Source organism: Arthrobacter sp. JSM 101049 (assembly GCF_041679245.1).
GTDB lineage: Bacteria > Actinomycetota > Actinomycetes > Actinomycetales > Micrococcaceae > Arthrobacter_H.
On record NZ_JBGFFC010000003.1, the window covers coordinates 108,348 to 128,128 of the forward strand.

A 19,781-nucleotide genomic window follows, 5' to 3' on the forward strand; every position below is an offset into this window, starting at 1 on the left:
CTAGGCCTGGCCTGCGCCGGCAAGTTCGCTGTGCTGGCCGGTCTGCAAGCTCTCGCGCAGCCGGAAGTGCTGGAGTTTCCCGCTGGGGTTGCGGGGTAGTTCGTCGACGAAGCGCACGTCGCGGGGGTACTTGTAGGGGGCGATGGTGGCCTTGACGAAGTCCTGGATCTCCTTGCGCTTGGCCGCGTCGCCGGTGACGCCCTCGCGCAGGACGATGAAGGCGCAGACCACGGAACCGCGCTCCTCGTCGGGGCGGGCGACGACGGCGTTCTCCAGCACGTCCTCGTGCTGGTCGATGGCCGCTTCCACCTCGGGGGCGCCGATGTTGTAGCCCGAGGAGACGATCATGTTGTCCGAGCGGGCCTGGTAGACGAAGTAGCCCTCGGCGTCGCGCAGGAAGGTGTCGCCGGTGACGTTCCAGCCATTGCAGACGTAGTTCGCCTGGCGCGGATCGTCGAGGTAGCGGCACCCGGTGGGGCCAATGACCGCGAGCCGTCCGGGCTCGCCGTCGGCGGCCTCGTTGCCGTCGACGTCCAGGATGGTGGCGCGGTAACCGGGCACGGGAACCCCGACGGCGCCGGGGTGGATGGCGTCCCCGGCGGCGGAGATGAACACGTGGAGCATCTCGGTGGCGCCGATGCCGTCGACCAGGCGCAGTCCCGAGGCCTCCTCGACGGCTTCCCAGGTCTGCTGGGAGAGGTGTTCGCCGGCCGAGACGCCCAGGCGCAGGCGGGAGAGCAGGTCGGCCCGGTCGGCCTTGATGATCGCCCGGTAGGCGGTGGGTGCGGTGAACAGGACGGTGGCCCCGGCCTCGGCGGCGCGTTCGGCCAGTTCCACCGGCGCGGCCCGCTCGGTCAGCAGGGCGGAGGCCCCGAAGTAGAGCGGGAAGACCACCAGTCCGCCGAGCCCGAAGGTGAAGGCCAGTGGTGGGGACCCGGCGAAGACGTCGTCCGGCGTGGGTTCCAGGAGGTGGCGAGCGAACGTGTCGGCGTTGGCCAGCACGTCGCGGTGGAAGTGCATGGTGACCTTCGGGGTCCCGGTGGTCCCGGAAGTGGGCCCGAGCAGCGCGACGTCGTCGGCGGCGGTGGCGACGTTCTCGAAGGTGCCGGGCTTGGCGGCGGCGAGCGCCACCAGGTCCGTGGCGGCGTCGGAGCCGTAGGAGAGGACCGGCAGTTCGGCGGCGGTGGCAGCGGTGTCCATCTCGTCGGCGAAGCGGTGGTCGGTGATCGCCAGCGAGGGCTTCGTCAGCCCGATGAGCTTGGCGATCTCCGGGGCGCGCAGCAGCGGCATGGTGGTCACGACGACGGCGCCGGCCTTGAGCACGCCGAGCCAGGCGGCGACGATCCAGGGGTTGTTCGGTCCGCGCAGCAGCACCCGGTTGCCCGGGACGATGCCGTGGTCCTCGGTGAGCACGCGGGCCACCTGGTTGGCGTGTTCGAGCAGCTGCCCGTAGCTCCAGATGACGCCGTCCGGGGTGCGCAGTGCGGGGCGGTCGGCGCCGAAGCGCGCCGTGGGCTGGTCGATGAGCGCGGTGGCGGCGTTGAGCTGCTCGGGGTACTGCAGTTCGGGGAGGGTGAATTCGAGCGTCGGCCACTGGTCGGCGGGTGGGAGGTGGTCTCGGGTGAAGGTGTCCACGTGGGCCGATGGCGTGAGCTGCATGGCCGTTCCTTTCGCGGGGTGGGATGGATGGGTGCGGCGCTCAGCCGCGGATCATGCCTTCCTGGGCGACGGTGGCCAGCAGGCGTCCGTCGCGGTCGAAGAAGCGCCCGAGGGCCAATCCCCGGTTGTCCTGCACGGACACGGCGTCCTGGGCGTAGAGGATCCAGCCGTCGGCGCGCGCCGCGCGGTGGAACCACATGGCATGGTCCAGGCTCGCGGTGGCCAGGCCCTGGCTGGACCAGTTCAGCCCGCGCACGCGCAGCAGGGTCTCGAGGATCGTGTAGTCGCACACGTAGGCCAGCGCGGTGCGGTGCAGGTCGGCGGTGGCCTTGGCGTCGCCGGCATCGGGCAGCGCGCTGAAGGCCCGCACCCAGACGGCCTGGCTGGACGACCGGGTTCCATCGGAGGAGACGTAGACCGGCCCGGGGACGTGGCGCATGTCGAAACTGCGCCCATGTGCCCAGTACTCGGCGGCCGGCCCGTAGGCAACGTCGGCGGCGGCCCCTTCCAGGGCCTCGGCGGCGGTGAGCAGGGTTTCCGGCTCGACGACCGCCGGTGCCTGTTGCTGGAACTCCGGTCCCTCTTCGGGGACGTGGAACGATCCCATGGCGGTGAAGGCGGTCTTGCCGTTCTGCACGGCGCGGACGCTGCGGGTCGAGTAGCCGCGGCCGTCGCGCAGGGTCTCGACGTCGTAGCGGACCGGGGCGCCGATGTCGACGGGGCGCATGAAGTAGCTGTGCAGCGAGTGCAGGGCCCGGTCGGCGCCCACGGTCGCCTGCATCGCGGCCGTGGCCTGGGCGGTCATGTCCCCGCCGTAGGCCTTGGGCCACGGCACGTACTGGGTGGTCGCCTCGAAGGAGGCGTCCGCCGGGCCGTCGACCGGGGTCAGCTCGATGGCCCGCAGGAAGGTCGCGGCCGTGTCGGGGGCCAGGATCGGGGTCTCGGTGGTGGCGTCCATGCCTAGGCCCTCCGGTAGTCGGCGAGGGTCTCGTCGGGGACGTCCTCGAGGTTGACCACCAGGTTCTCGGGGGTGCGTGCGGTGAGCCAGACGAGTTCCTCGGTCACCGACATGTTGGCCTCGACGTGCGGCATGAAGGGCGGGACGAAGACCCAGTCGCCGGCCTTCATGTCCAGGTACTCGGAGTAGCCCTCGCCGAAGTAGATGCGGCCGTGGCCGCGCAGCACATAGCCTCCGGTTTCGGCCTCGGCATGGTGGTGCGGCAGCGAGCGGTAGCCGGGGACGTTGGAGACCTGTCCGAACCAGATCTTGGTGGCCGGGGTGTGCTGGATGGATACGCCCGAAACGCGGACGCAGTCCCCGGACTGGGCGGTGTTGGTGTCCTCCTCGCCGCTGCGGGTGACGACCGGGACGACCTGCCCGTTGGCGGAGGCGTACTGGCTGTTGTCGCCTTCGAGGATGTAGTCGGTGCTGGTGCTCATCGTGGTTCTCCTTGCTGGTTCGGGGTCAGGCGTGGGTGGTTGCTGTGGCGTTCGCGGGGACCAGGCTGACGGTGTTCTCCAGTCGGCCCAGTCCGTCGATTTCGGTGGCCAGGACGTCGCCGTCGGCGAGGAAGCGCGGTGGTTTCATGCCGGACCCGACACCGCCGGGGGTGCCGGTCAGGACGACGTCGCCGGGGCGCAGGGTCGTGAATCCCGAGATGTAGGACAGCAGCCGGGCCGGGCCGAAGACCAGCGTGGCGGTATCCCCCGTTTGGACCAGTTCGCCGTTGACGTAGCCGCGCAGGGTGAAGGAGGGGTCCTCGTCGAATTCGTCGGCGGTGACCAGCGCCGGGCCCAGGGGCGTGCTGGCGTCGAAGGCCTTGCCCTGCAACCACTGCAGGGTCCGGTGCTGCCAGTCGCGCATCGAGACGTCGTTGGCCACGGTGTATCCGGCAATGGCCGCGGCGGCTTCGGCCTCATCGGCATGCGAGAGCTCGCTGCCGACAACGACGGCGAGCTCCGCTTCCCAGTCGACCTGGTCGCTGCCGTGGACGGTGATCGCGTCCGCCGGACCGGTGAGCGAGTCGGCGAACTTGGCGAAGAGCGTGGGGTACTCGGGCAGTTCGCGGCCCATTTCCAGGATGTGGTCCGCATAGTTCAGGCCGCAGCAGACGACCTTGGCGGGTCGTGGCACCACGGCGGCCAATTCGGCCGCCCCGGCGGGGATGGCACCGGCCGGGCCGCCGGCGAGCGCCGCGTCCACGGTCGCCCGCCAACCGGTTCCTGCGAGCAGGGCGCCGACGTCGGGCGCGTCCAGGGGGAGGTAGCCGCCGGCTGTCTCGACGGCTGCTGTGGTTCCCGTTGCGGTGCGCACGGTGGCCAGCTTCATCGGGTGTTCCTTTGCTCGAAATCGATATGTCGACTTTTTTACGGTCGCAACATATGATCAATTTAGCACGCATGAAGGAATGTGCAATAGGCCACATTCGAATTTTTTCCACCCATCACCCAGGAGGGGACATGACCACCCAGAGCGCCAATGCCCACCAGACCATCAACCCCGCATCGCTGCCCAAGCCCTCGGGATATGCCCACGGGATCCTGGCCGGCAACACCGTGTACCTCGGCGGGCAGACCGCACTGGATCAGGACATGAACATCGTTCCGGGCGGCATCGTCGAGCAGTTCCGGCAGGCCTTCTCCAACGTGCTCGCCACGCTCCAGGAGGCCGGCGGGCGTCCGGAGGACCTGGTCAGCGTGACCATCTACCTCACGGACGTGGACGACTACATGGCCAACGGGCGGGAGATCGGGCGCATCTGGCGCGACATGGCCGGCACCGGCTACCCGGCCATGGCCGGCATCGGCGTCTCACGCCTGTGGCAAAAGGAGGCACTCATCGAGATCCAGGGCGTCGCGGTCATCCCGGCGGCCTGACGCTGCGCCGGCGCTCGCCGGCACCAGAACGACGGCGGGGCGGAACCCCAGGTGCCAGGCACCTCAGGTTCCGTCCCGCCGTCGTCCGTCAGCTGTGGCCGCCCGCCACCCCAGGGAGCGCGCCCGATCCGGCGTCGCCGATGGCGTCCCCACCCGGACGGTTCACCCGTCGATGACCTGCCGGGCATGGCGCTCGGCCAGCGGGGCGATGAGCCGGTGGGCCCCGGTGAAGGCCCGTCGGGCCGCGGGTTCACGCCAGCCCGCCGGCAGGTACACCAATGGCAGGTCCGGGTCCCGGTAGGGCAGTTGGCGCCACAGGGTCAGCAGTGGGATGTAGTAGCGGAAGGCATCACGGCAGGTCTCGTCGTCGGCCGCAGCAGCATCCGTCGCGTGTGTGCCGAGCCGCCGTTGCCAGGCCTGGTCGGCGTCGGCGTAGATGTCCAGGAAGTCGCCGATTAGTTCATCGATGGCCTCCAGGTCCCACCAGGTGGCGACCTTGGCGCGGACGTCTCCGGCGAAGAGGTAGTCGCCGCGGAAGAACTCCACGAAGTGGTCCAGCCCCTGGGCCGCCAGGCGTTCGCGGGCACGGTCCGCGACGCCGGAGGAGGCGATCCAGACACCCGCGGATACCGTGCCGAAGCCCAGGCCTGACAGGACGCTGCGCAGCCGGTGACGCAGGTGGCGTTGGGCCTCGGGCACGGAGAAGAGGGCCAGCAGCCACGCCCTGTCGCCGTCGTCACGTCGTTCGGCGAAGATCCGCTGGTCACCCTCGGCGAAGACGGTTTGAAGCGACTCGGAAAGTTCGTAGGCGGCGACCCCGTTGCTGCGCGTGCTGCGCAACACGCCCTTGGCCTTGAGCCGTGAGACGGCAGAGCGCACCCCCGGCGCGTCGTAGCCCAGGTCGCCGAGCAGGGCCACCAGTGAGGCCACCGGCAGGGCGGTGCCGGTCTCACGGCAGTACAGGCCGAACAGCGTGACGATGAGTTGCTGGTGCCGCACCACCGGTGCTGGGATGCCGGCCCCGGCGGTCGCATCCGCCACGGTCCTGGTGGTCATGGCCGCTCCCCCGCGAGTCGGGAGCGCATGGCCGCGTGCCAGGGCGCCGAGGCCTCGGCGCCGAGCGGGACGTGGACGGTGGTGACGGTTCCGTCGGCCGCCAGGCCGCCGGCGGAGCGGTCGCATGGGTGGCCGGTGATCTCGAAGCCGAGCACCAGGGAGGCGTTGCCGACGCGTTCGATCCACACCGTGGCCGTGATCCGTTGCCCGAACCACAGGCGGTTTCGGAAGTTCACCACCTGCTGCACGCGCGGACTCAACGGGAAGTAGTCGACCAGCCCCAGTTCGCGCATCAGCTGGGCCTCCCCGGCCTCCACCCAGCGCAGGATGGCCGAGTTGTGCTGGTGTCCCGCGGCGTCGGTGTCGACCCACTCCACCGTCCGGTCCAAGGAGGTGGACGGTCCGCGGTCCTGCGCCATGGGTGCTCCTTCGGGTCTCCGGGGCCATTGACGGCCCCTACTTCAATCTATCGGGTTCCTGATCCCGGTAACAATTGCTCGATGCCCGGTGACAGGTCGCCGACGTCAGCGCAGCAGCCGCAACGCTCCGGGCTTGGTAGGGTGCTGTGGTGACCATTGCCCTCGACGAAATCATTGCAGGCCGTGAGGCCGGCGGCCACGGTCAACAAGCACACCATCGGTTTGTCGTGACGGTCTTTGGCCTCTACGGCCGCCCCTGCGGCCGTTTCCTCCCTGTCTCCGGCGTGGTTCGCCTGCTCACGGAGTTGGGATACGAGGGGGCCAGCGTCCGCTCGTCGATCTCCAGGCTGAAGAAGAGGGGCGTGCTCGTCAGCGGCAAGATCCATGGTGCCAATGCCTATGCGATGGCGCCGGAGCTCGAGGACCACATGAGGATCGGCGACGAGCGCATTCTGGCACCACGTACCGCCAGCGTTGGTGACCCGTGGCTCCTGGCGTCCTATTCCGTCCCGGAGTCGGAGCGCAGCAACCGCCACAAAATCCGGGCCGGCCTCGCCCGCCTTGGATTCGGCACGGTGGCATCGGGTCTGAGCATTGCACCGATCCGGCTGCAGGCCGAAGCCGAAGAATACATGGACAAACACGGTCTATCTGATTACATCGAGTTCTTCGTCTCGTCGCCGGCCGGAGGTTCGGATCTGCGGGACAAGGTGGCGCGGTGGTGGGACTTGGACGAGCTGGAGCGTCTCTATGGCGAGTTCCTGACGACCTATTCTCCCGAGCTGGACCGGCTGCCCGGCAGGTCGGCACCCACCGCGGCGGTGCTGGGTGCGGCCTTCCGGACCTACGTTCCGATGATTACCCAGTGGCGTCGACTGCCGTACCAGGACCCGGGGCTTCCCCCTGAGCTGCTGCCCGACAACTGGATCGGCACGACAGCCCGTCGGGTGTTCAGCGAACTCAACCGTGTACTAGCCCCGCTCGCCAAACGGCATGCCCTTCAGGTCCTGACGGACGATCCCCGGGGCAGGACCTAGGCGTAAGGGCCGGCACCCGCGGCGAAGTGAACCAAGTCCCGGACCAGCTGCCCGGAGACCTCAGTAAACTTCTCGTCGTCGTACCCCGCCAGCATCGGGGCGTCCTGCCATGCCGAACGGTTGCCGAACTGGAACGGCAGGTCGAAGCAGTGGGCGGCCAGCAGGCCCGGCTGTTGGCTTTGTTCCTCGAAGACGTCGAGGTGCGCCTTGGCACCGTCCGCACGCAAGGCTTCTGCAAATTCGGCGGGGAATCGCTGGAATTGCCGCCACGAAGACGCGGCAACCAGCTGCCGGTAGGGGCTGAGGCCCGAGGAACTGCCGGCGTAATTCCCCCGCCGTTTGAGCACCGCCGGCAGATCCGCTGGGTCCCATGGACCAAGCGCCTCGTCGACCTGGTCCTGCGTGGCCTCAAGGTGCCGGGTGGAGTCGACGAAGAAGATGGCGGATTCCTGGGCCGTGAACCGCAAGTAGGTGGCTTCCACCGAGGTGTCCGTGGAGGCGCCTACCGGGTCGAGGAATGCCGATGGCAGGCCTGTGCTTGCCATGGGGAGGTAGGCCGCCGGGGCCATCCCGAGATTGGGGTCCGGAGGGGGTAACGCCCGTAGGCCGGCCCCGAGAACGGCGTCCACCGGTGCCGTACCGAGGTTGTCGGGTTCGACCATCCGGCCCGCAGAGGCCGTGACCCGGGACCGGGTCTGTCGGCTCCAGGGTTTCCTGGTCCCCATGCTCAGCAGGGCGAGGCGGTGGATCTTGCCGCGGGCGTCCGGCAGGAGGGAGAGCAGGTGACCATACCACGCACCGGCGGATTGCCCTGCAACGGTGATCCTCTGCGGGTCACCGCCATAGCCGGCGATGTTGGTCACGGTCCAGTCCAGCGCCAGGAGCAGATCCGCGACGGGCAGGGGAAATTCATGGTCGGCGGACGCCCCGAGGTGCCCGAACGGGCCCAACCGGTAGTTCACGGTGACCACGACCGCGCCACGGGCAGCCAGCATCCCGCCGTCGTACCATGGCATCGACCCTCCTCCGGTCATCCAGGCCCCGCCATGTAGGAACAGGATGACCGGGAGGCCGTCGGCCGACTCGGGAGCCCAGACGTTGGCGAAGAACGCGTCCTCGGATTGCGGGTTCACCTCTCCTTGCCCCATGGCGATCGAGAGCCGGCTGGGCCGCTGGGGGAAGATGGGAACCTCGACCAAGCGACGGGCGCCCAGCCTGCCCTCCGCGGATTCGGGCAGGCCAAAGCGCCGGGCGGTGGCGAAGCGCAGGCCGTACCAGGCATGGACGGCGGCACCATCGAGGACCTGTCTGGCCGAAGGCATGTTGCCCAGTCGAAGTTCCACGGCTATCTCCTAGAGTTTGTTGGAGATGTACTCGGTGCCCGTGAGCGCGTTGCCATGCAACTCATAGCCCATCGGCGCGGTGATCGAAGCGTGCCGGGTACCCGTGTTGACATCCCGCCACATGCGCCCCAGCAGGCTGGTTTCGCCGAAGGACGCGGTGCCGTGCAGCCAACATAGCTCGTTCACGGCGTCGACGAGTTCGTGGCCCGCATGGCCGATGCCGCCGCGGTGTCGTGCGCGTTCCTCCAACGGAATCGGTTGGCAGCCGGAGGCGGCGGCATCGATGCTGGCAGCCGAGCGCTCCAGCAGCAGCTGTGCGCCCTCGATCTTGGTGCTCGCGGCCCCCAGGCCCTGCACGAAGGCACCCGACTCGTTTTGCCGTTTGTAGTGGGTGTAGGTGATGCCGCGCTTGCCGGATACGCCGGCCACGAAATCGCGGGCCGCCGTGGCCGCCCCCATGGATGCTGCCTGGATCGTGGTGGACATGGTCAGATGGGGCGTTAGACGCTTGCCGAATGTCGCCTCCGGGTCCGTCTCGGGGCCCATGCCCATTAGTTGGTCGAAGGTAATGACTCGGTTGGGCGGAAGCCACAGGTCCTCGGTGGCCATGGTATTCGAACCGGATCCGCGCATGCCGATCGTGTACCACGTGTCCTCTACCGAATACTCGCCCCGGCGCATCATGGCGAACCCGATGCCCCGTTCGGCTCCGTGTTCGTCGTGGATGAAGAGGATGCCGATGGCCCATTCGGAATGGGAGCTGTTCGAGGCAAAGGGCCACTTGCCCGTAACCCTCCATCCTCCGTTTTCCGGTACGGCGGTGCCTTGGGGGCTGGCGAAGATCGAGGCCATGCGGACGGGACCTCCGGCGAACACCTCGTCCAGCAACTGGTCGTCGAAACGGTTGGCCAGCATCACTGATCCGTTGGAAATGACGGTGCACCAGGCGGCGGCTGGGTCGTAGTAGCCCACTGTCCGGGCGACCCGTAGCAGCATGGAGGCGCCGCCTTCATGCCCGCCGTAACGCTTTAAGCAGGCAATACGCAGTGCCCCGGCCTCTTCAAGCGCCTCGACGCTGGCCTGGGGCAGGACGCGGTCCCGGTCGGCGATCACGGCGTTCTCGCGCAGCAGGGGACCGATGGCGTTGATCCGTTCGACGATACGGTCCGTCTCCTCCTCTGTGGGGGCGACGGTGACGTGCTGGCGGTTGTCGTGAGTCAGGATCTCGGTCATGTGGTTTTCCTTTCGGGAACGGGCGCACCCGGCGAACCGGTGGCCGTCGGGTCGAGTGGGGGGTTGGCGCCGAATGTCCTGTTGACTTCGGCCAGGTCCATGAACTCGCGGCAGATCCGGATCCTGCCGTGGGCGATGGTCATAATGGTGACGATTTCGTTGTCGAAGTGAAGGCCGGTGCGCGTGCGGGCCGTCTTGCGTGTATGCGTCACCACGGTGTTCTGCTGCGCGTCCTCGAAAATGCCGAGGATCCGGCTCTGTGCGGTTCCGGGCTGGAAAACAGCCGCGTTGCCAGCGACGAGCTGGTTGAAAAACTGGTCGGGCCCACGGTAGGTGCCGACGACTGCAGCGTGGCGTCCGACAACCGTCCATTCCAGGTCCTCGGCTAGCAGTTCTCGGGCTGCCGTCTCGTCTCCCCGTTCGCGGGCGGCCCAATAAGCACTGACCACGACGGCCGGCGACTGACGAACAATCACTGGTCAGCCATGCCGGGGAGGGTGCCGGGAGGGCCGATCAACGTGATGCCGAACTGTCGACACGCAGCCTCGAGACGTGCTTCGGTTTCCTCGTCCATCTGCCAGTCCTGCTGCGGCCCTGGGTAGCCGGCGGGAACTGACACCGCGCGGAAGAAGTCGTCCAACCCGCCGGGTGCGCTCATGACCAGCCAAGTGGCCTCGGCATCTGGGCTGACGCGGAAAATGTGGGGCACATCCTTGGGCATCAGGATGCAGTCGCCGGGGCCGAGGACGGCGTGACCGTCGCCAGACCAGAACTCGATCGTCCCGGTGAGGATGTAGAAGATCTCGTCCTCTCCATCGTGCTCGTGCAAGGGCGGCTCCGACCCGGCCTTGGAATGGGTCAGCGCCATCATGAACCGACCGTCGGTCATTTCGGTGGTGATGATCGGCTGGATCAGGTCACCGAGGAACCAGAGGTTCTCCCGGTCCTGAAAGCGCACGATCTGCAGACGGCGGGTCGAGGGGGAAGCTGTTGGCGTCATGGGAGTGCTCCTTGCTGTGGGCGGCACGGCGGCTAGTAGGTGCCCGCGGGATCCGGGTTCGGCGGCGGGTCATGCTGGATCCAGTGAAGCGTGACTTGCGTCATATGTCAAGAATCAAACGTTCGCAAAAATCTTGCTATACAACGGAGTCGAGTTCTGCAATGCTGGTTGCCACGACGCGACGGCGTCCCACCCGCCCCGAAAGGACCATCGTTATGACCGCCACAGCCACCCGCCCCTCCATCGACAGCCAGCTCCTGCGTGAAACCTTCGGCCACTTCCCCTCCGGGGTCGCGGCCATCGCCGCCGAGGTCGACGGAGAGCGCCACGTCGTCATCGCCTCCTCCTTCACCGTGGGAGTCTCCCTCGAACCGCCGCTCGCCATGTTCTCGATTCAAAAGTCGTCCTCGACCTGGCCCGATCTGGCCTCCGCCCAGCGCATCGGCGTATCGATCCTCGGCGCGGGCCACGAGGCCTCCTGCCGCCAGCTGGCGGGGCGCGACAAGGCCTCCAGGTTTACGGGGGTGGACGCCGAAACCACCGAGCTCGGAGCCGTGCGCCTCGGTGGCGCCGCCGCCTGGTACGACTGCAGCATCCACGCGGCCCACGAGGCCGGCGACCATGACGTCATCGTCTTCCGAATCCACGACCTGCAGGTTGACAAGCAGATCGCCCCCCTGGTTTTCCACGGTTCGCGGTTCACGCATCTCGCCTAATCTTGACGTTCGTTACACGATCGTAATATAGCGATCTAGTGACTATCGTCACTCCACTGTGACAAAGTGCAGTGCACGGCGACCAAACGTCGCAACGAGCCACCCGATGAAACGACCGAAGGACTGCCATGACAAGCATCGAACCCGCCGAACGGCCACTTGCCGTCGCGCCGCCGCCCATCACCCGTGCCGAACGGCGCAGGATCATCACCGGCGTCGGCGTCGGTAACGCCCTGGAATGGTACGACTGGACCGCCTACTCGATTTTCGCGGCCTACTTCGCCGGCCAATTCTTCTTGGGATCCGATCCGCTGGCCGCCTTGTTGGGCACCCTGGCGGTATTCGCCGCAGGGTTCTTGATGCGGCCGCTGGGCGGCCTGTTTTTCGGCTGGCTCGCCGACCGCACAGGTCGCCGCCGCGCCATGACCATCTCGATGCTGCTCACGGCCGGCGGCAGCCTGTTCATCGGCGTCTCCCCCACCTACGATGTCATCGGCCCGGCAGCCGCGGCCTTCCTGTTGGCCGGTCGGCTGCTGCAGGGCTTCGGGCACGGTGGCGAAGTCGTCTCCTCGTTCACCTACGTCACCGAAATGGCTCCTGCCCGCCGCCGCGGCATCTGGGCCTCCTCGGTGTTCGTCTTCGTGACGCTCGGCGTGACCGCCGCCTCCCTGCTGGGCGCGGGTCTGACCAGCGCCCTGGGCACCGATGCCGTTGGGCAATGGGGTTGGCGCGTGCCTTTCCTGCTCGGAGGCCTCCTAGGCATCTACGCGCTGCGGTTGCGGCGCCGGCTGGACGAGACTCCCATGTTCACCCGCGACGCGGCCCAGGCTTCCACACCGCAGGCGCAGGCAGCACGGTCGGGCCTATGGCCAGCCCTTTGGCTGCACCGCCGTGCCTGCCTACGCATCATGGCGCTGGCCGGTGGCGGAACGGTCATGTACTACGTCTGGGCCATCATGGCTCCGGCGTTCGCCATGTCGCAGCTCGGCATGCGCCCCGACCACGTCATGTGGGTCAGCGTGGCGGCCAATGTATTCCTGGTCGGCTGCCTGGTGTTCTGGGGTTGGCTCTCGGACCGCATCGGACGCCGCTTCAACTGGATCTTTTTCGCGGTCGGTTCGATGTTGGCGATTATCCCCTTGTCGATCCTCTTCACCGGCGGGCAGGGCGAAATCTGGCGCCTGGCTGTCTACATGGGGGTGGGCATGCTGCTGATTTCCGCCCCGACCGCCATCATGCCGGCGTACTTCCCCGAGCAGTTCCCCACCCGCATCAGGGCCGTGGGGATGGGCGTCCCCTATTCCGTGGCCGCGGCATTGACCGGCGGCACGGCCCCGTACCTGCAGGCCTGGCTCTATTCCTCGGGTTCGCCACGCATCTTCGACGTCTACCTGATCGTGTTGTGCGGCCTCGTGCTCCTGGCCGCGGCCATTTCCCCGGAGACTCGCGGTAAGGAATTGGCCGACTAGGAGGCCGATGGGCCTTGGCCCTCCCAGTCGGTGCCGTGCCGGGCGCATCCCGCGAGTGCACCCGGTACGGCACCGACGTCGTGCGTCAGCGCAACAGCCGCAAGGCCCCCGGGTCCACCTCGATGCGCAACGGGTCGGCCCCCAGGTTCCCGAGTGGCTCGCCGTCGCCACCGAGCGAAACGGTGGGCCGGGCGGAGATGGAGATCGATTTCCCGCGCAGGACCCGGACCTGATCCAGGCCGATGTGGGAACCGTCGTAGACCTTCGGGAACGCGCGGATCATGTCCAGCCGCCCGGTCGCCGTGATGACGACGACCTCGAGTTCGCCGTCGTCCACCGCGGCGGACGGGGCGATGTGCATCCCCGACCCGTAATAGCCCGAATTCGCCACCACCACGCAGGCCGCCTCGAAGCGGTGTTCGCTCCCGTCGACGGTCACGGTGAACGACGACGGCACGAACCGGGCCAGCGAGGTCACCGCCGCCGCGGGGTACTGCAGTTTCCGGGGCAGCCGGCGGACCCGGTTGACCAGGTCGGCGGTCTGCGCGTCGACCCCGGCATACACCGATCCGGCGACGCAGCGTCGGGCGCCATCGGGCAGCGTGGCGGCAATCAGGTCGGTCGCCGCGGGCTCGGCCTCCAGCAGCGTGCGGGCGATCGCCTCCGGGGCATGGTCCAACCCGATCATCCGGGCGAAGTCGTTGCCCCGGCCCGCCGGAAGGATCCCCAGCGTCCCGTCCAGCCGGGCCACCTCCCCGGCGATGGAGGAGAGCATCCCGTCCCCGCCCACCGAGACCACCACGGCCCCGCGTTCCACGGCTGCCCCGATCGCCTCCAGCGTGGCCCGGGGGCCGGGCGAATAGGAGACCTCCACGGTGGCGCCGGCCTCGCGCAGCAGCCGGGCCACCGGAATCACCGCCCCCACCCCGGAACCGCCGCCGGAGGAACGGTTCACCAGGAAGGAGTAGGCGCGGTTCACGGGATCAGCACACCGGGATTCAGCACCCCGGTGGGATCCAGCTCGCGCTTCACGGCGCGCAGGATCGACACGCCCACCGGTCCGATCTCCTGGGCCAGCCACGGCTTGTGGTCGGTGCCCACCGCGTGGTGGTGCGTGATGGTGCCGCCGGCGTCGATGATCGCCTGGCTGGTCTTCTCCTTGGCCGCGGCCCACTGGGCCAGCGGGTCCTCGGTTTCGGAGACGGCCACGGTGAAGTAGAGCGCGCAGCCTGTCTCGTAGACGTGGGAGATGTGGCACATCGCGATCCGCCGCTCCCCCAGTTCAGACTTCAGCGTCTTCTTCACCGCCTGGTACACGTTCTCCCGATTGGACCAGAAGGTGGCCGTTTCCAGCGTCTCGACCAGCACGCCGACATCCAGCAGGGAATCACGCAGGTAGGGGGCGTGGAAGCGGCCCTTCGCCCAGGCGGCACCTCTCTCCTCCCCCAAGGCGGTCCCGCCGAGTTCGGCCAGCGCGGCGGTGACCTGCTCGCGCCGGCCGGCCACGGATTCGCCTTCGTAGCCGACGATCATCACGCACCCGCCTTCGGCCTCCCCGCCGACGTCGGATTGCGAGGCGAGGTTGATCATCGTCTCGGTCTCGTCGGAGAGACGCAGCACGGTGGGCAGCAGGTCGTTCTGGGCCAGGTGGCGCATGGCCTCGGACCCTGCGGTGAACGACTCGAACCGCCAGGCCTCGTACACCTTTTCGGCGGGCATTTTCCGCACCCGCACGCGCACTGCAGTGATGATGCCGAACGCCCCTTCGGAGCCCAGGACCAGTTGGCGCAGGTCGGGGCCGGCGGCGCTGGCCGGCGCGGTCCCCAGTTCCAGCGGGCCCTGCGGGGTGATGACCGAGAGGCCGACCACCATCGAATCGAAGCGGCCGTATCCGGCCGAGGACTGGCCGGAGGAGCGGGTGGCGGCAAACCCGCCAATGGAGGCGTACTCGAAGGACTGTGGGTAGTGACCCAGCGTCAGCCCGTGCCCTGCCAGTTCCGCCTCGGCCTCGGGACCGCGCAGGCCCGGTTCCAGGACCACTGTCATGGACTCGGTGTCCACCTCGCGCACGGCCTTCATCCGGCCCAGGTCCACGGCGACCACTCCGGCGTATCCTTCCCGGGCCACCGCGAGCCCGCCGGTGACCGAGGTGCCGCCGCCGAAGGGGACGATCGCCAGGTGGTGCTCAACGGCATACGCCATGAGCGCCTCAACCTCCGCCGCACTCCCCGGGCGGAGCACCGCGTCCGGGGCATCGTCCAGGTCCCCCGCCCGGGCCTTGAGCAGGTCGGGGGTCGACTTGCCGCGGGTGTGCAGGCGGCGGGCGGAATCGCCAACGTCTACGTGGTCCCCTTCGAGGATCTGGCGCAGCCCCTCGACGAGCTCCGGGGCCAGGGTGCCGACCGGCAGCCTGGCGTCGGTGACCGCGGGGGTGTCGCGCGTGGCGCCGACCGCGAAGTCGATCAATCCGCGCATCTCGGCGGAGAGCCCGGTGGCAGCTGACGGGTTGCCCCAGCGGGTGGGGTGCATTTCTGGTGACATGCGTTACAGTGTGACATATGATGTCAGTTCGTCACAATGCCTATCTGGATGCCGCCCGGGCATCCCTCCTCGACGTCGGCTGGAAGCGCACCACGCTCACCAACGTCGCCCGGCGCGCCGGCGTCTCGCGCATGACCATCTACCGCACCTGGCCGGATATGGAGTCGCTGCTCGGTGACCTGATGACCCGGGAATGGCAGGCCATCATGTCCACCCTGCCGACAGGGCACGACGGCGATGCCCCCACCGCCGCGGACGTCGCCAACGGCGCCCTCGCCGCCGTGGCTGCCTTGCGAGCCAACCCCCTGTTCGGCAGGGTCCTGGATGTCGACCCCGAATTGCTGCTGCCCTACCTGCTGGATCGGCGCGGGCGCTCGCAGGATTCGATCCTGGCCTTCCTCGCCGAGCAGATTTCCGGCGGCCAACAGGCAGGGAACATCCGCCCCGGGGACTCGGTCCTGCTGGCCCGCACCGTCGTTCTCGCAGCCCACGGGCTGGCGATCTCGGCCCAGACCATGACCGACCCTGGAGGGATCGACGAGGAGGCACTCGCCGCGTCGTTCGCAGCGCTGCTGACCCGGGGGTTGAGCGCATGAGCACCCGCCCGACGGCCATCGGCCACGGCCTCGAGGACCTGCCCACGGACCTCGACGTCCTCGTCGTCGGCCTCGGCGTCACCGGCGCGGGCGTCGCCCTGGACGCAGCCTCCCGCGGGCTCTCGGTCCTGGCGGTCGATGCCCACGACGTCGCGTTCGGGACCTCGCGATTCTCCAGCAAGCTGGTCCACGGCGGCCTGCGCTACCTGGCCAAGGGCCAGCTCGGCGTGGCCCACGAAAGCGCAGTCGAGCGCGGCATCCTCATGGAGCGCACCGCCCCGCATCTGACCCGCGCGTTGCCGATGCTGCTGCCCCTGATGTCCAGCGTCGGCCACGGGCAGGCCGCACTGGCCGGCCTGGGGTTCATCGCCGGTGACGTGCTGCGCCTGGCCGCCCGGACCGCTGCGGACACACTCCCCCACCCCCGCCGCGTCTCCCGCACCGAGGCCCTGACCATGGCACCGCCCCTGCGCGGTGCCGGATTGCGTGGCGCATTGCTCTCTTGGGATGGCCAGTTGGAGGACGACGTCCGCCTGGTCCTGGGCCTGGCGCGCACCGCGGTGGCCCAGGGGGCCGACGTGCGGACCCGCCTCCGCGCGCTCTCGGTGGACGGTGGCAGCGCCGACCTGCGCGACGAGCTCACCGGCAACACCCGCACGGTCACCGCCCGGAAGGTCATCAACGCCACCGGCGTGTGGGCCGCGGACCTGGTCGATGTCAGGCTCAAGCCCAGCCGGGGCACCCACGTGGTGCTGCGGGCCGAGACGCTCCCGCGGCTGAACACCGCCATCACGGTGCCGATCCCGGGGACCACCAACCGGTTCATGTTCCTGCTCCCGCAGCATGACGGCACCATCTACGTCGGGCTGACCGATGTGGAGGTCGACGGCGGGATCCCCGACGTCCCCCAACCCACCGAGGCGGAAATCGGCTACCTGCTCGACGTCGTCTCGGCGGCCTTCGACCGGCCACTGCGCCGCTCCGACGTGGTCGGCGCCTTCGCCGGCCTGCGGCCCCTACTGGACAGCGACGGGTCGACGGCGGACCTCTCCCGCAAACACGCGGTCCTCACGTCCGCCGCGGGGGTCATCACCATCGTAGGCGGCAAGCTGACCACCTACCGGCGCATGGCCGAGGACGCGGTCGACGCCACACATCTGGCCCCCGGAAGGTGCCGGACACGGAACCTGCCCCTGCTCGGGGCCGCCTCGCGCGACGCCCTGGCCCGGTTCGAGGGCCACCCGCGGCTCGTGCGCCGTTTCGGCACCGAGGCGCAGCTGGTGCTGGAGAACGCGCGGGCCGTCACCGGCCTGCACGACGCCGAACTGCTGGCTCCTCTTGCCCCGCACCTTCCTGCCACGCTCGCGGAGCTGGTCTTCGGCATCACCCACGAGGGAGCCCTGGACGTGCAGGACCTGCTCGAGCGCAGGACCCGCATCGCCCTCATCCCCGAGGACATCGAGCTCGCCCGTCCGGCGGCCGAGCGGGCGCTGGAGCTGGTGGCTGCCCATCGCGCGGGCCAGCGGTAGCGTCGACTCCATGGCCCAACTTTATGATGGTTCGATGGACACCGAGAAGCGGCCGGAGAACGCCCACGCCACCGAGTACGTGCAGCTGGCGGCGGCCATCGTCGACATCTCCGACCACATCCGGCGCGCCTCGCACCAGAGAACCGGCTACGGGCCGCTGCCGAACGGCATGCTGGACATCCTGCGCGCCATCGAAGCCCACCCCGGGATCACCGTCGCCGATCTCGCGACCCGGCTCGACCGCCAGTTCAGCAACGTCAGCACCCAGCTCAAGGACCTCGTGGCCCGCGGGCTGGTCACCCGCAACCGGGACGCTTCCGACCGCCGCTACGTCTCGCTGACGGCGACCGCCGAGGCCCAGCGCATCAAGGCGCTGTTCGAGGGCTCCTGGGCCGGCGAGATCGCGGCCGCCGCGGCGCATTTGACCCCGGCGGAGAGCGAACACCTGCGGCGCTCAGCCGGCATCCTCGACCGGCTCAGCGCACAACTCACCTCCCGCTGAATCCCCGGAGGCCGGGTATTTTGCCCGTTCACGAATAGACACTTATACTTTTATAAGTAATTATGAGCAGGGTGCTGCCCGGATGCGCGACCACGCATCCCGGCCGCCGTTCCGAGGATGTGGCTTCCGGCCGGTCCCGTGGCCGAGCTGCTTGCAAAGCCCACCACGATTCCGAGGTATTCATGACCCATTCCACCCGCCCCGAGGGGCTCTCCCCCGAGACCGAGACGGCGTCGGCAGGAGCACGCGCCATCGACCCCGAGCGCGCCACGAAGGGCGTCGCCGCCACGATCACCGCCCTGGTGCTCTCGGCCATGATCATGATCCTCAATGAGACAGTGCTCAGCGTGGCGCTGCCGAACCTCATGGCCGACTTCCACGTCGATGCCACCACGGCCCAGTGGCTGACCACCGGATTCCTGCTGACCATGTCGGTGGTCATCCCGACCACCGGGTTCCTGCTCCAGCGTTTCACCACGCGCCGACTGTTTGCCGTCGCCCTGCTGATGTTCATCCTGGGAACCGTCCTGGCGACGATCGCCCCGACCTTCTCGGTCCTGCTGCTGGCGCGCATCGTCCAGGCCGGCGGCACCGCGATCATCCTGCCGCTGCTGATGACCACCACCCTGACGTCGGTGCCCGTGGCCTACCGCGGCACCATCATGGGATTGAACGCGATCGTCATCTCCGTGGCCCCGGCCATCGGCCCGACGCTTTCGGGCCTCGTCCTGAACGCGCTGAACTGGCGGTGGGTCTTCGGGCTGATGGTCCCCGTGGCGGTCATCGTCTTCATCGTGGGCATCATCGCCATCCGCACCTCGGGCGAGGTCCGCAAGGCCCCGCTGGATGTCCTGTCGGTGGTCCTCTCCGCCGTGGCCTTCGGCGGCATCGTCTACGCCTTGTCCTCGATCGGCGAACTGATCCACGGCGCCTGGGCCCCGATTGCGGCACTGGTCATCGGCGCCATCGCCCTGGCCGTGTTCATCTCCCGCCAATCGGCCCTGCGCTCCCGCGGCGCCGTCCTGCTGGACCTGCGGCCCTTCGCCATCCACAACTTCCGCCTCGCGGCCTCGATGCTCATGCTCCTGATGGGCACCCTGCTGGGCACCGTCATGGTCATCCCGATCTTCCTGCAGAACGGCATGGGCGTCAGCGTGCTGACCATCGGCCTGCTGCTGCTGCCCGGCGGACTGGTCCAGGGCATCATCTCCCCGGTCATCGGCCGCCTCTACGACAAGGTCGGCCCGCGCCCCGTGGTCATCCCGGGCGCGATCATGCTCGCCGCCGGCCAGTGGTGGCTGTCCACCGTGCAGGTGGACACCCCCCTGGGCCTGATCGTGGCCATGCACGTGGTCTTCTCCATCGGCTTCGGCATGCTGATGACCCCGCTGATGACCACCGCGCTGAGCTCCCTGCCGCGCGAGCTCTACGGCCACGGCAGCGCCATCGTGAACACGCTGCAGCAGCTCGGCGGCGCGGCCGGCACCGCGATCCTCATCGCCACGATGACCGTCGGCACCACCCTGGCCGCCGCCGCCGGCCTGGACTCCGTGGAGAGCCTGGTCTCCGGTACGGAGAAGGCGTTCTTCGTCGGCGGCATCCTGGGTCTGATGGCCGTGGTGTGCTCGTTCTTCGTCAAGAACCTAGCGGCTGCCGCACCGGCACCGGAAGCCGGGGCCAAGCGCCTCGCCGACATCGACGCCTGACACCGGGCACAAGAGAACGACGACGGGGCTCCTGCGGGAGCCCCGTCGTCGTTGGTGCGTCTCGCCGATTCGTGTCGAGCCCCTTGTCCCGCCGTCGG

General features: G+C 68.7%; 20 protein-coding genes. 8 read left to right on the plus strand and 12 right to left on the minus strand.

Translation table 11 applies throughout. The features are described 5' to 3' along the window. Genes AB8M85_RS09940 through AB8M85_RS09955 form a run of 4 tightly spaced genes read right to left on the minus strand, consistent with a single transcriptional unit; the run spans window position 1 to window position 3,988 of the window. Window positions 1–1,659, minus strand: coding sequence for an AMP-binding protein (locus tag AB8M85_RS09940; RefSeq protein ID WP_372698654.1), 1,659 nt, complete (start codon window positions 1,657–1,659; stop codon window positions 1–3). Between the two features lie 40 nt (window positions 1,660–1,699). Continuing rightward, entirely contained in the window at window positions 1,700–2,617 is a 918-nt protein-coding gene (locus AB8M85_RS09945; RefSeq protein ID WP_372698655.1) for an acyl-CoA thioesterase, read from the minus strand. Between the two features lie 2 nt (window positions 2,618–2,619). Beyond that, window positions 2,620–3,099, minus strand: coding sequence for a cupin domain-containing protein (locus tag AB8M85_RS09950; RefSeq protein ID WP_372698656.1), 480 nt, complete (start codon window positions 3,097–3,099; stop codon window positions 2,620–2,622). Window positions 3,100–3,124: 25 nt separating this feature from the next. Beyond that, a complete protein-coding gene (locus tag AB8M85_RS09955; RefSeq protein ID WP_372698657.1) occupies window positions 3,125–3,988 on the minus strand; it encodes a fumarylacetoacetate hydrolase family protein in 864 nt (287 codons plus the stop codon). A gap of 131 nt (window positions 3,989–4,119) precedes the next feature. Here AB8M85_RS09955 and AB8M85_RS09960 point away from each other — a divergent pair, with 131 nt between their 5' ends. Then, window positions 4,120–4,536 carry a RidA family protein gene (locus AB8M85_RS09960; RefSeq protein ID WP_372698658.1) on the plus strand — a complete coding sequence of 139 codons (417 nt, stop codon included), beginning with the start codon at window positions 4,120–4,122 and terminating at the stop codon, window positions 4,534–4,536. A 162-nt stretch (window positions 4,537–4,698) separates the two neighbouring features. On the opposite strand, the gene AB8M85_RS09965 is transcribed toward AB8M85_RS09960, so the two are convergent. Together AB8M85_RS09965 and AB8M85_RS09970 are read right to left on the minus strand one after the other, a co-directional pair. Next, complete coding sequence (locus AB8M85_RS09965; protein WP_372698659.1) at window positions 4,699–5,592, minus strand: PaaX family transcriptional regulator C-terminal domain-containing protein; 894 nt, start codon at window positions 5,590–5,592, stop codon at window positions 4,699–4,701. Then, the gene (locus tag AB8M85_RS09970) at window positions 5,589–6,011 is read right to left on the minus strand and encodes an acyl-CoA thioesterase (RefSeq protein ID WP_372698660.1); all 423 of its coding nucleotides are present in this window, start codon (window positions 6,009–6,011) and stop codon (window positions 5,589–5,591) included. The genes AB8M85_RS09965 and AB8M85_RS09970 overlap by 4 nt, the downstream gene beginning before the upstream one ends. Window positions 6,012–6,160: 149 nt before the next feature. On the opposite strand from AB8M85_RS09970, the gene AB8M85_RS09975 reads away from it, so the two are divergent. Then, a complete protein-coding gene (locus tag AB8M85_RS09975) occupies window positions 6,161–7,048 on the plus strand; it encodes a PaaX family transcriptional regulator C-terminal domain-containing protein (protein ID WP_372698661.1) in 888 nt (295 codons plus the stop codon). Here AB8M85_RS09975 and AB8M85_RS09980 read toward each other — a convergent pair. Genes AB8M85_RS09980 through AB8M85_RS09995 form a run of 4 tightly spaced genes read right to left on the minus strand, consistent with a single transcriptional unit; the run spans window position 7,045 to window position 10,624 of the window. Next, window positions 7,045–8,370: a carboxylesterase family protein gene (locus AB8M85_RS09980; RefSeq protein WP_372698662.1), complete on the minus strand. Its 1,326-nt coding sequence runs from the start codon at window positions 8,368–8,370 to the stop codon at window positions 7,045–7,047. The two genes, AB8M85_RS09975 and AB8M85_RS09980, sit on opposite strands and share 4 nt — an antisense overlap. A gap of 30 nt (window positions 8,371–8,400) precedes the next feature. Beyond that, window positions 8,401–9,624, minus strand: a complete 1,224-nt coding sequence (locus AB8M85_RS09985; protein ID WP_372698663.1) for a hypothetical protein — start codon at window positions 9,622–9,624, stop codon at window positions 8,401–8,403. Continuing rightward, window positions 9,621–10,100, minus strand: a complete 480-nt coding sequence (locus AB8M85_RS09990) for a nuclear transport factor 2 family protein (RefSeq protein WP_372698664.1) — start codon at window positions 10,098–10,100, stop codon at window positions 9,621–9,623. Before AB8M85_RS09990 ends, AB8M85_RS09985 begins: the two co-directional genes overlap by 4 nt. Continuing rightward, window positions 10,097–10,624, minus strand: a complete 528-nt coding sequence (locus tag AB8M85_RS09995) for a cupin domain-containing protein (protein WP_372698665.1) — start codon at window positions 10,622–10,624, stop codon at window positions 10,097–10,099. Before AB8M85_RS09995 ends, AB8M85_RS09990 begins: the two co-directional genes overlap by 4 nt. Before the next feature lie 215 nt (window positions 10,625–10,839). Here AB8M85_RS09995 and AB8M85_RS10000 point away from each other — a divergent pair, with 215 nt between their 5' ends. Together AB8M85_RS10000 and AB8M85_RS10005 are read left to right on the plus strand one after the other, a co-directional pair. Further along, on the plus strand, window positions 10,840–11,340 hold the full coding sequence (locus AB8M85_RS10000) for a flavin reductase family protein (protein WP_372698666.1): 501 nt from the start codon (window positions 10,840–10,842) through the stop codon (window positions 11,338–11,340). Window positions 11,341–11,468: 128 nt separating this feature from the next. After that, the gene (locus AB8M85_RS10005; RefSeq protein WP_372698667.1) at window positions 11,469–12,809 is read left to right on the plus strand and encodes an MFS transporter; all 1,341 of its coding nucleotides are present in this window, start codon (window positions 11,469–11,471) and stop codon (window positions 12,807–12,809) included. An 85-nt stretch (window positions 12,810–12,894) separates the two neighbouring features. Here the strand turns inward: AB8M85_RS10005 and AB8M85_RS10010 are convergent, their stop codons facing one another. Both AB8M85_RS10010 and AB8M85_RS10015 read right to left on the minus strand, forming a co-directional pair. Beyond that, complete coding sequence (locus AB8M85_RS10010) at window positions 12,895–13,788, minus strand: diacylglycerol kinase family protein (protein WP_372698668.1); 894 nt, start codon at window positions 13,786–13,788, stop codon at window positions 12,895–12,897. Next, window positions 13,785–15,350 carry an FAD-binding oxidoreductase gene (locus tag AB8M85_RS10015; protein ID WP_372698669.1) on the minus strand — a complete coding sequence of 522 codons (1,566 nt, stop codon included), beginning with the start codon at window positions 15,348–15,350 and terminating at the stop codon, window positions 13,785–13,787. The genes AB8M85_RS10010 and AB8M85_RS10015 overlap by 4 nt, the downstream gene beginning before the upstream one ends. Before the next feature lie 17 nt (window positions 15,351–15,367). Here AB8M85_RS10015 and AB8M85_RS10020 point away from each other — a divergent pair, with 17 nt between their 5' ends. From AB8M85_RS10020 to AB8M85_RS10035, 4 genes are all read left to right on the plus strand, one after another. Beyond that, window positions 15,368–15,946 (plus strand): TetR/AcrR family transcriptional regulator, encoded by a 579-nt coding sequence (locus AB8M85_RS10020; protein ID WP_372698670.1) that lies wholly within the window; start codon window positions 15,368–15,370, stop codon window positions 15,944–15,946. Next, the gene (locus AB8M85_RS10025; protein WP_372698671.1) at window positions 15,943–17,475 is read left to right on the plus strand and encodes an FAD-dependent oxidoreductase; all 1,533 of its coding nucleotides are present in this window, start codon (window positions 15,943–15,945) and stop codon (window positions 17,473–17,475) included. The genes AB8M85_RS10020 and AB8M85_RS10025 overlap by 4 nt, the downstream gene beginning before the upstream one ends. A gap of 10 nt (window positions 17,476–17,485) precedes the next feature. Then, the gene (locus AB8M85_RS10030; RefSeq protein WP_372698672.1) at window positions 17,486–17,977 is read left to right on the plus strand and encodes a MarR family winged helix-turn-helix transcriptional regulator; all 492 of its coding nucleotides are present in this window, start codon (window positions 17,486–17,488) and stop codon (window positions 17,975–17,977) included. Window positions 17,978–18,159: 182 nt separating this feature from the next. Further along, complete coding sequence (locus AB8M85_RS10035) at window positions 18,160–19,683, plus strand: MDR family MFS transporter (RefSeq protein WP_372698673.1); 1,524 nt, start codon at window positions 18,160–18,162, stop codon at window positions 19,681–19,683. Window positions 19,684–19,781 lie beyond the last annotated feature (98 nt).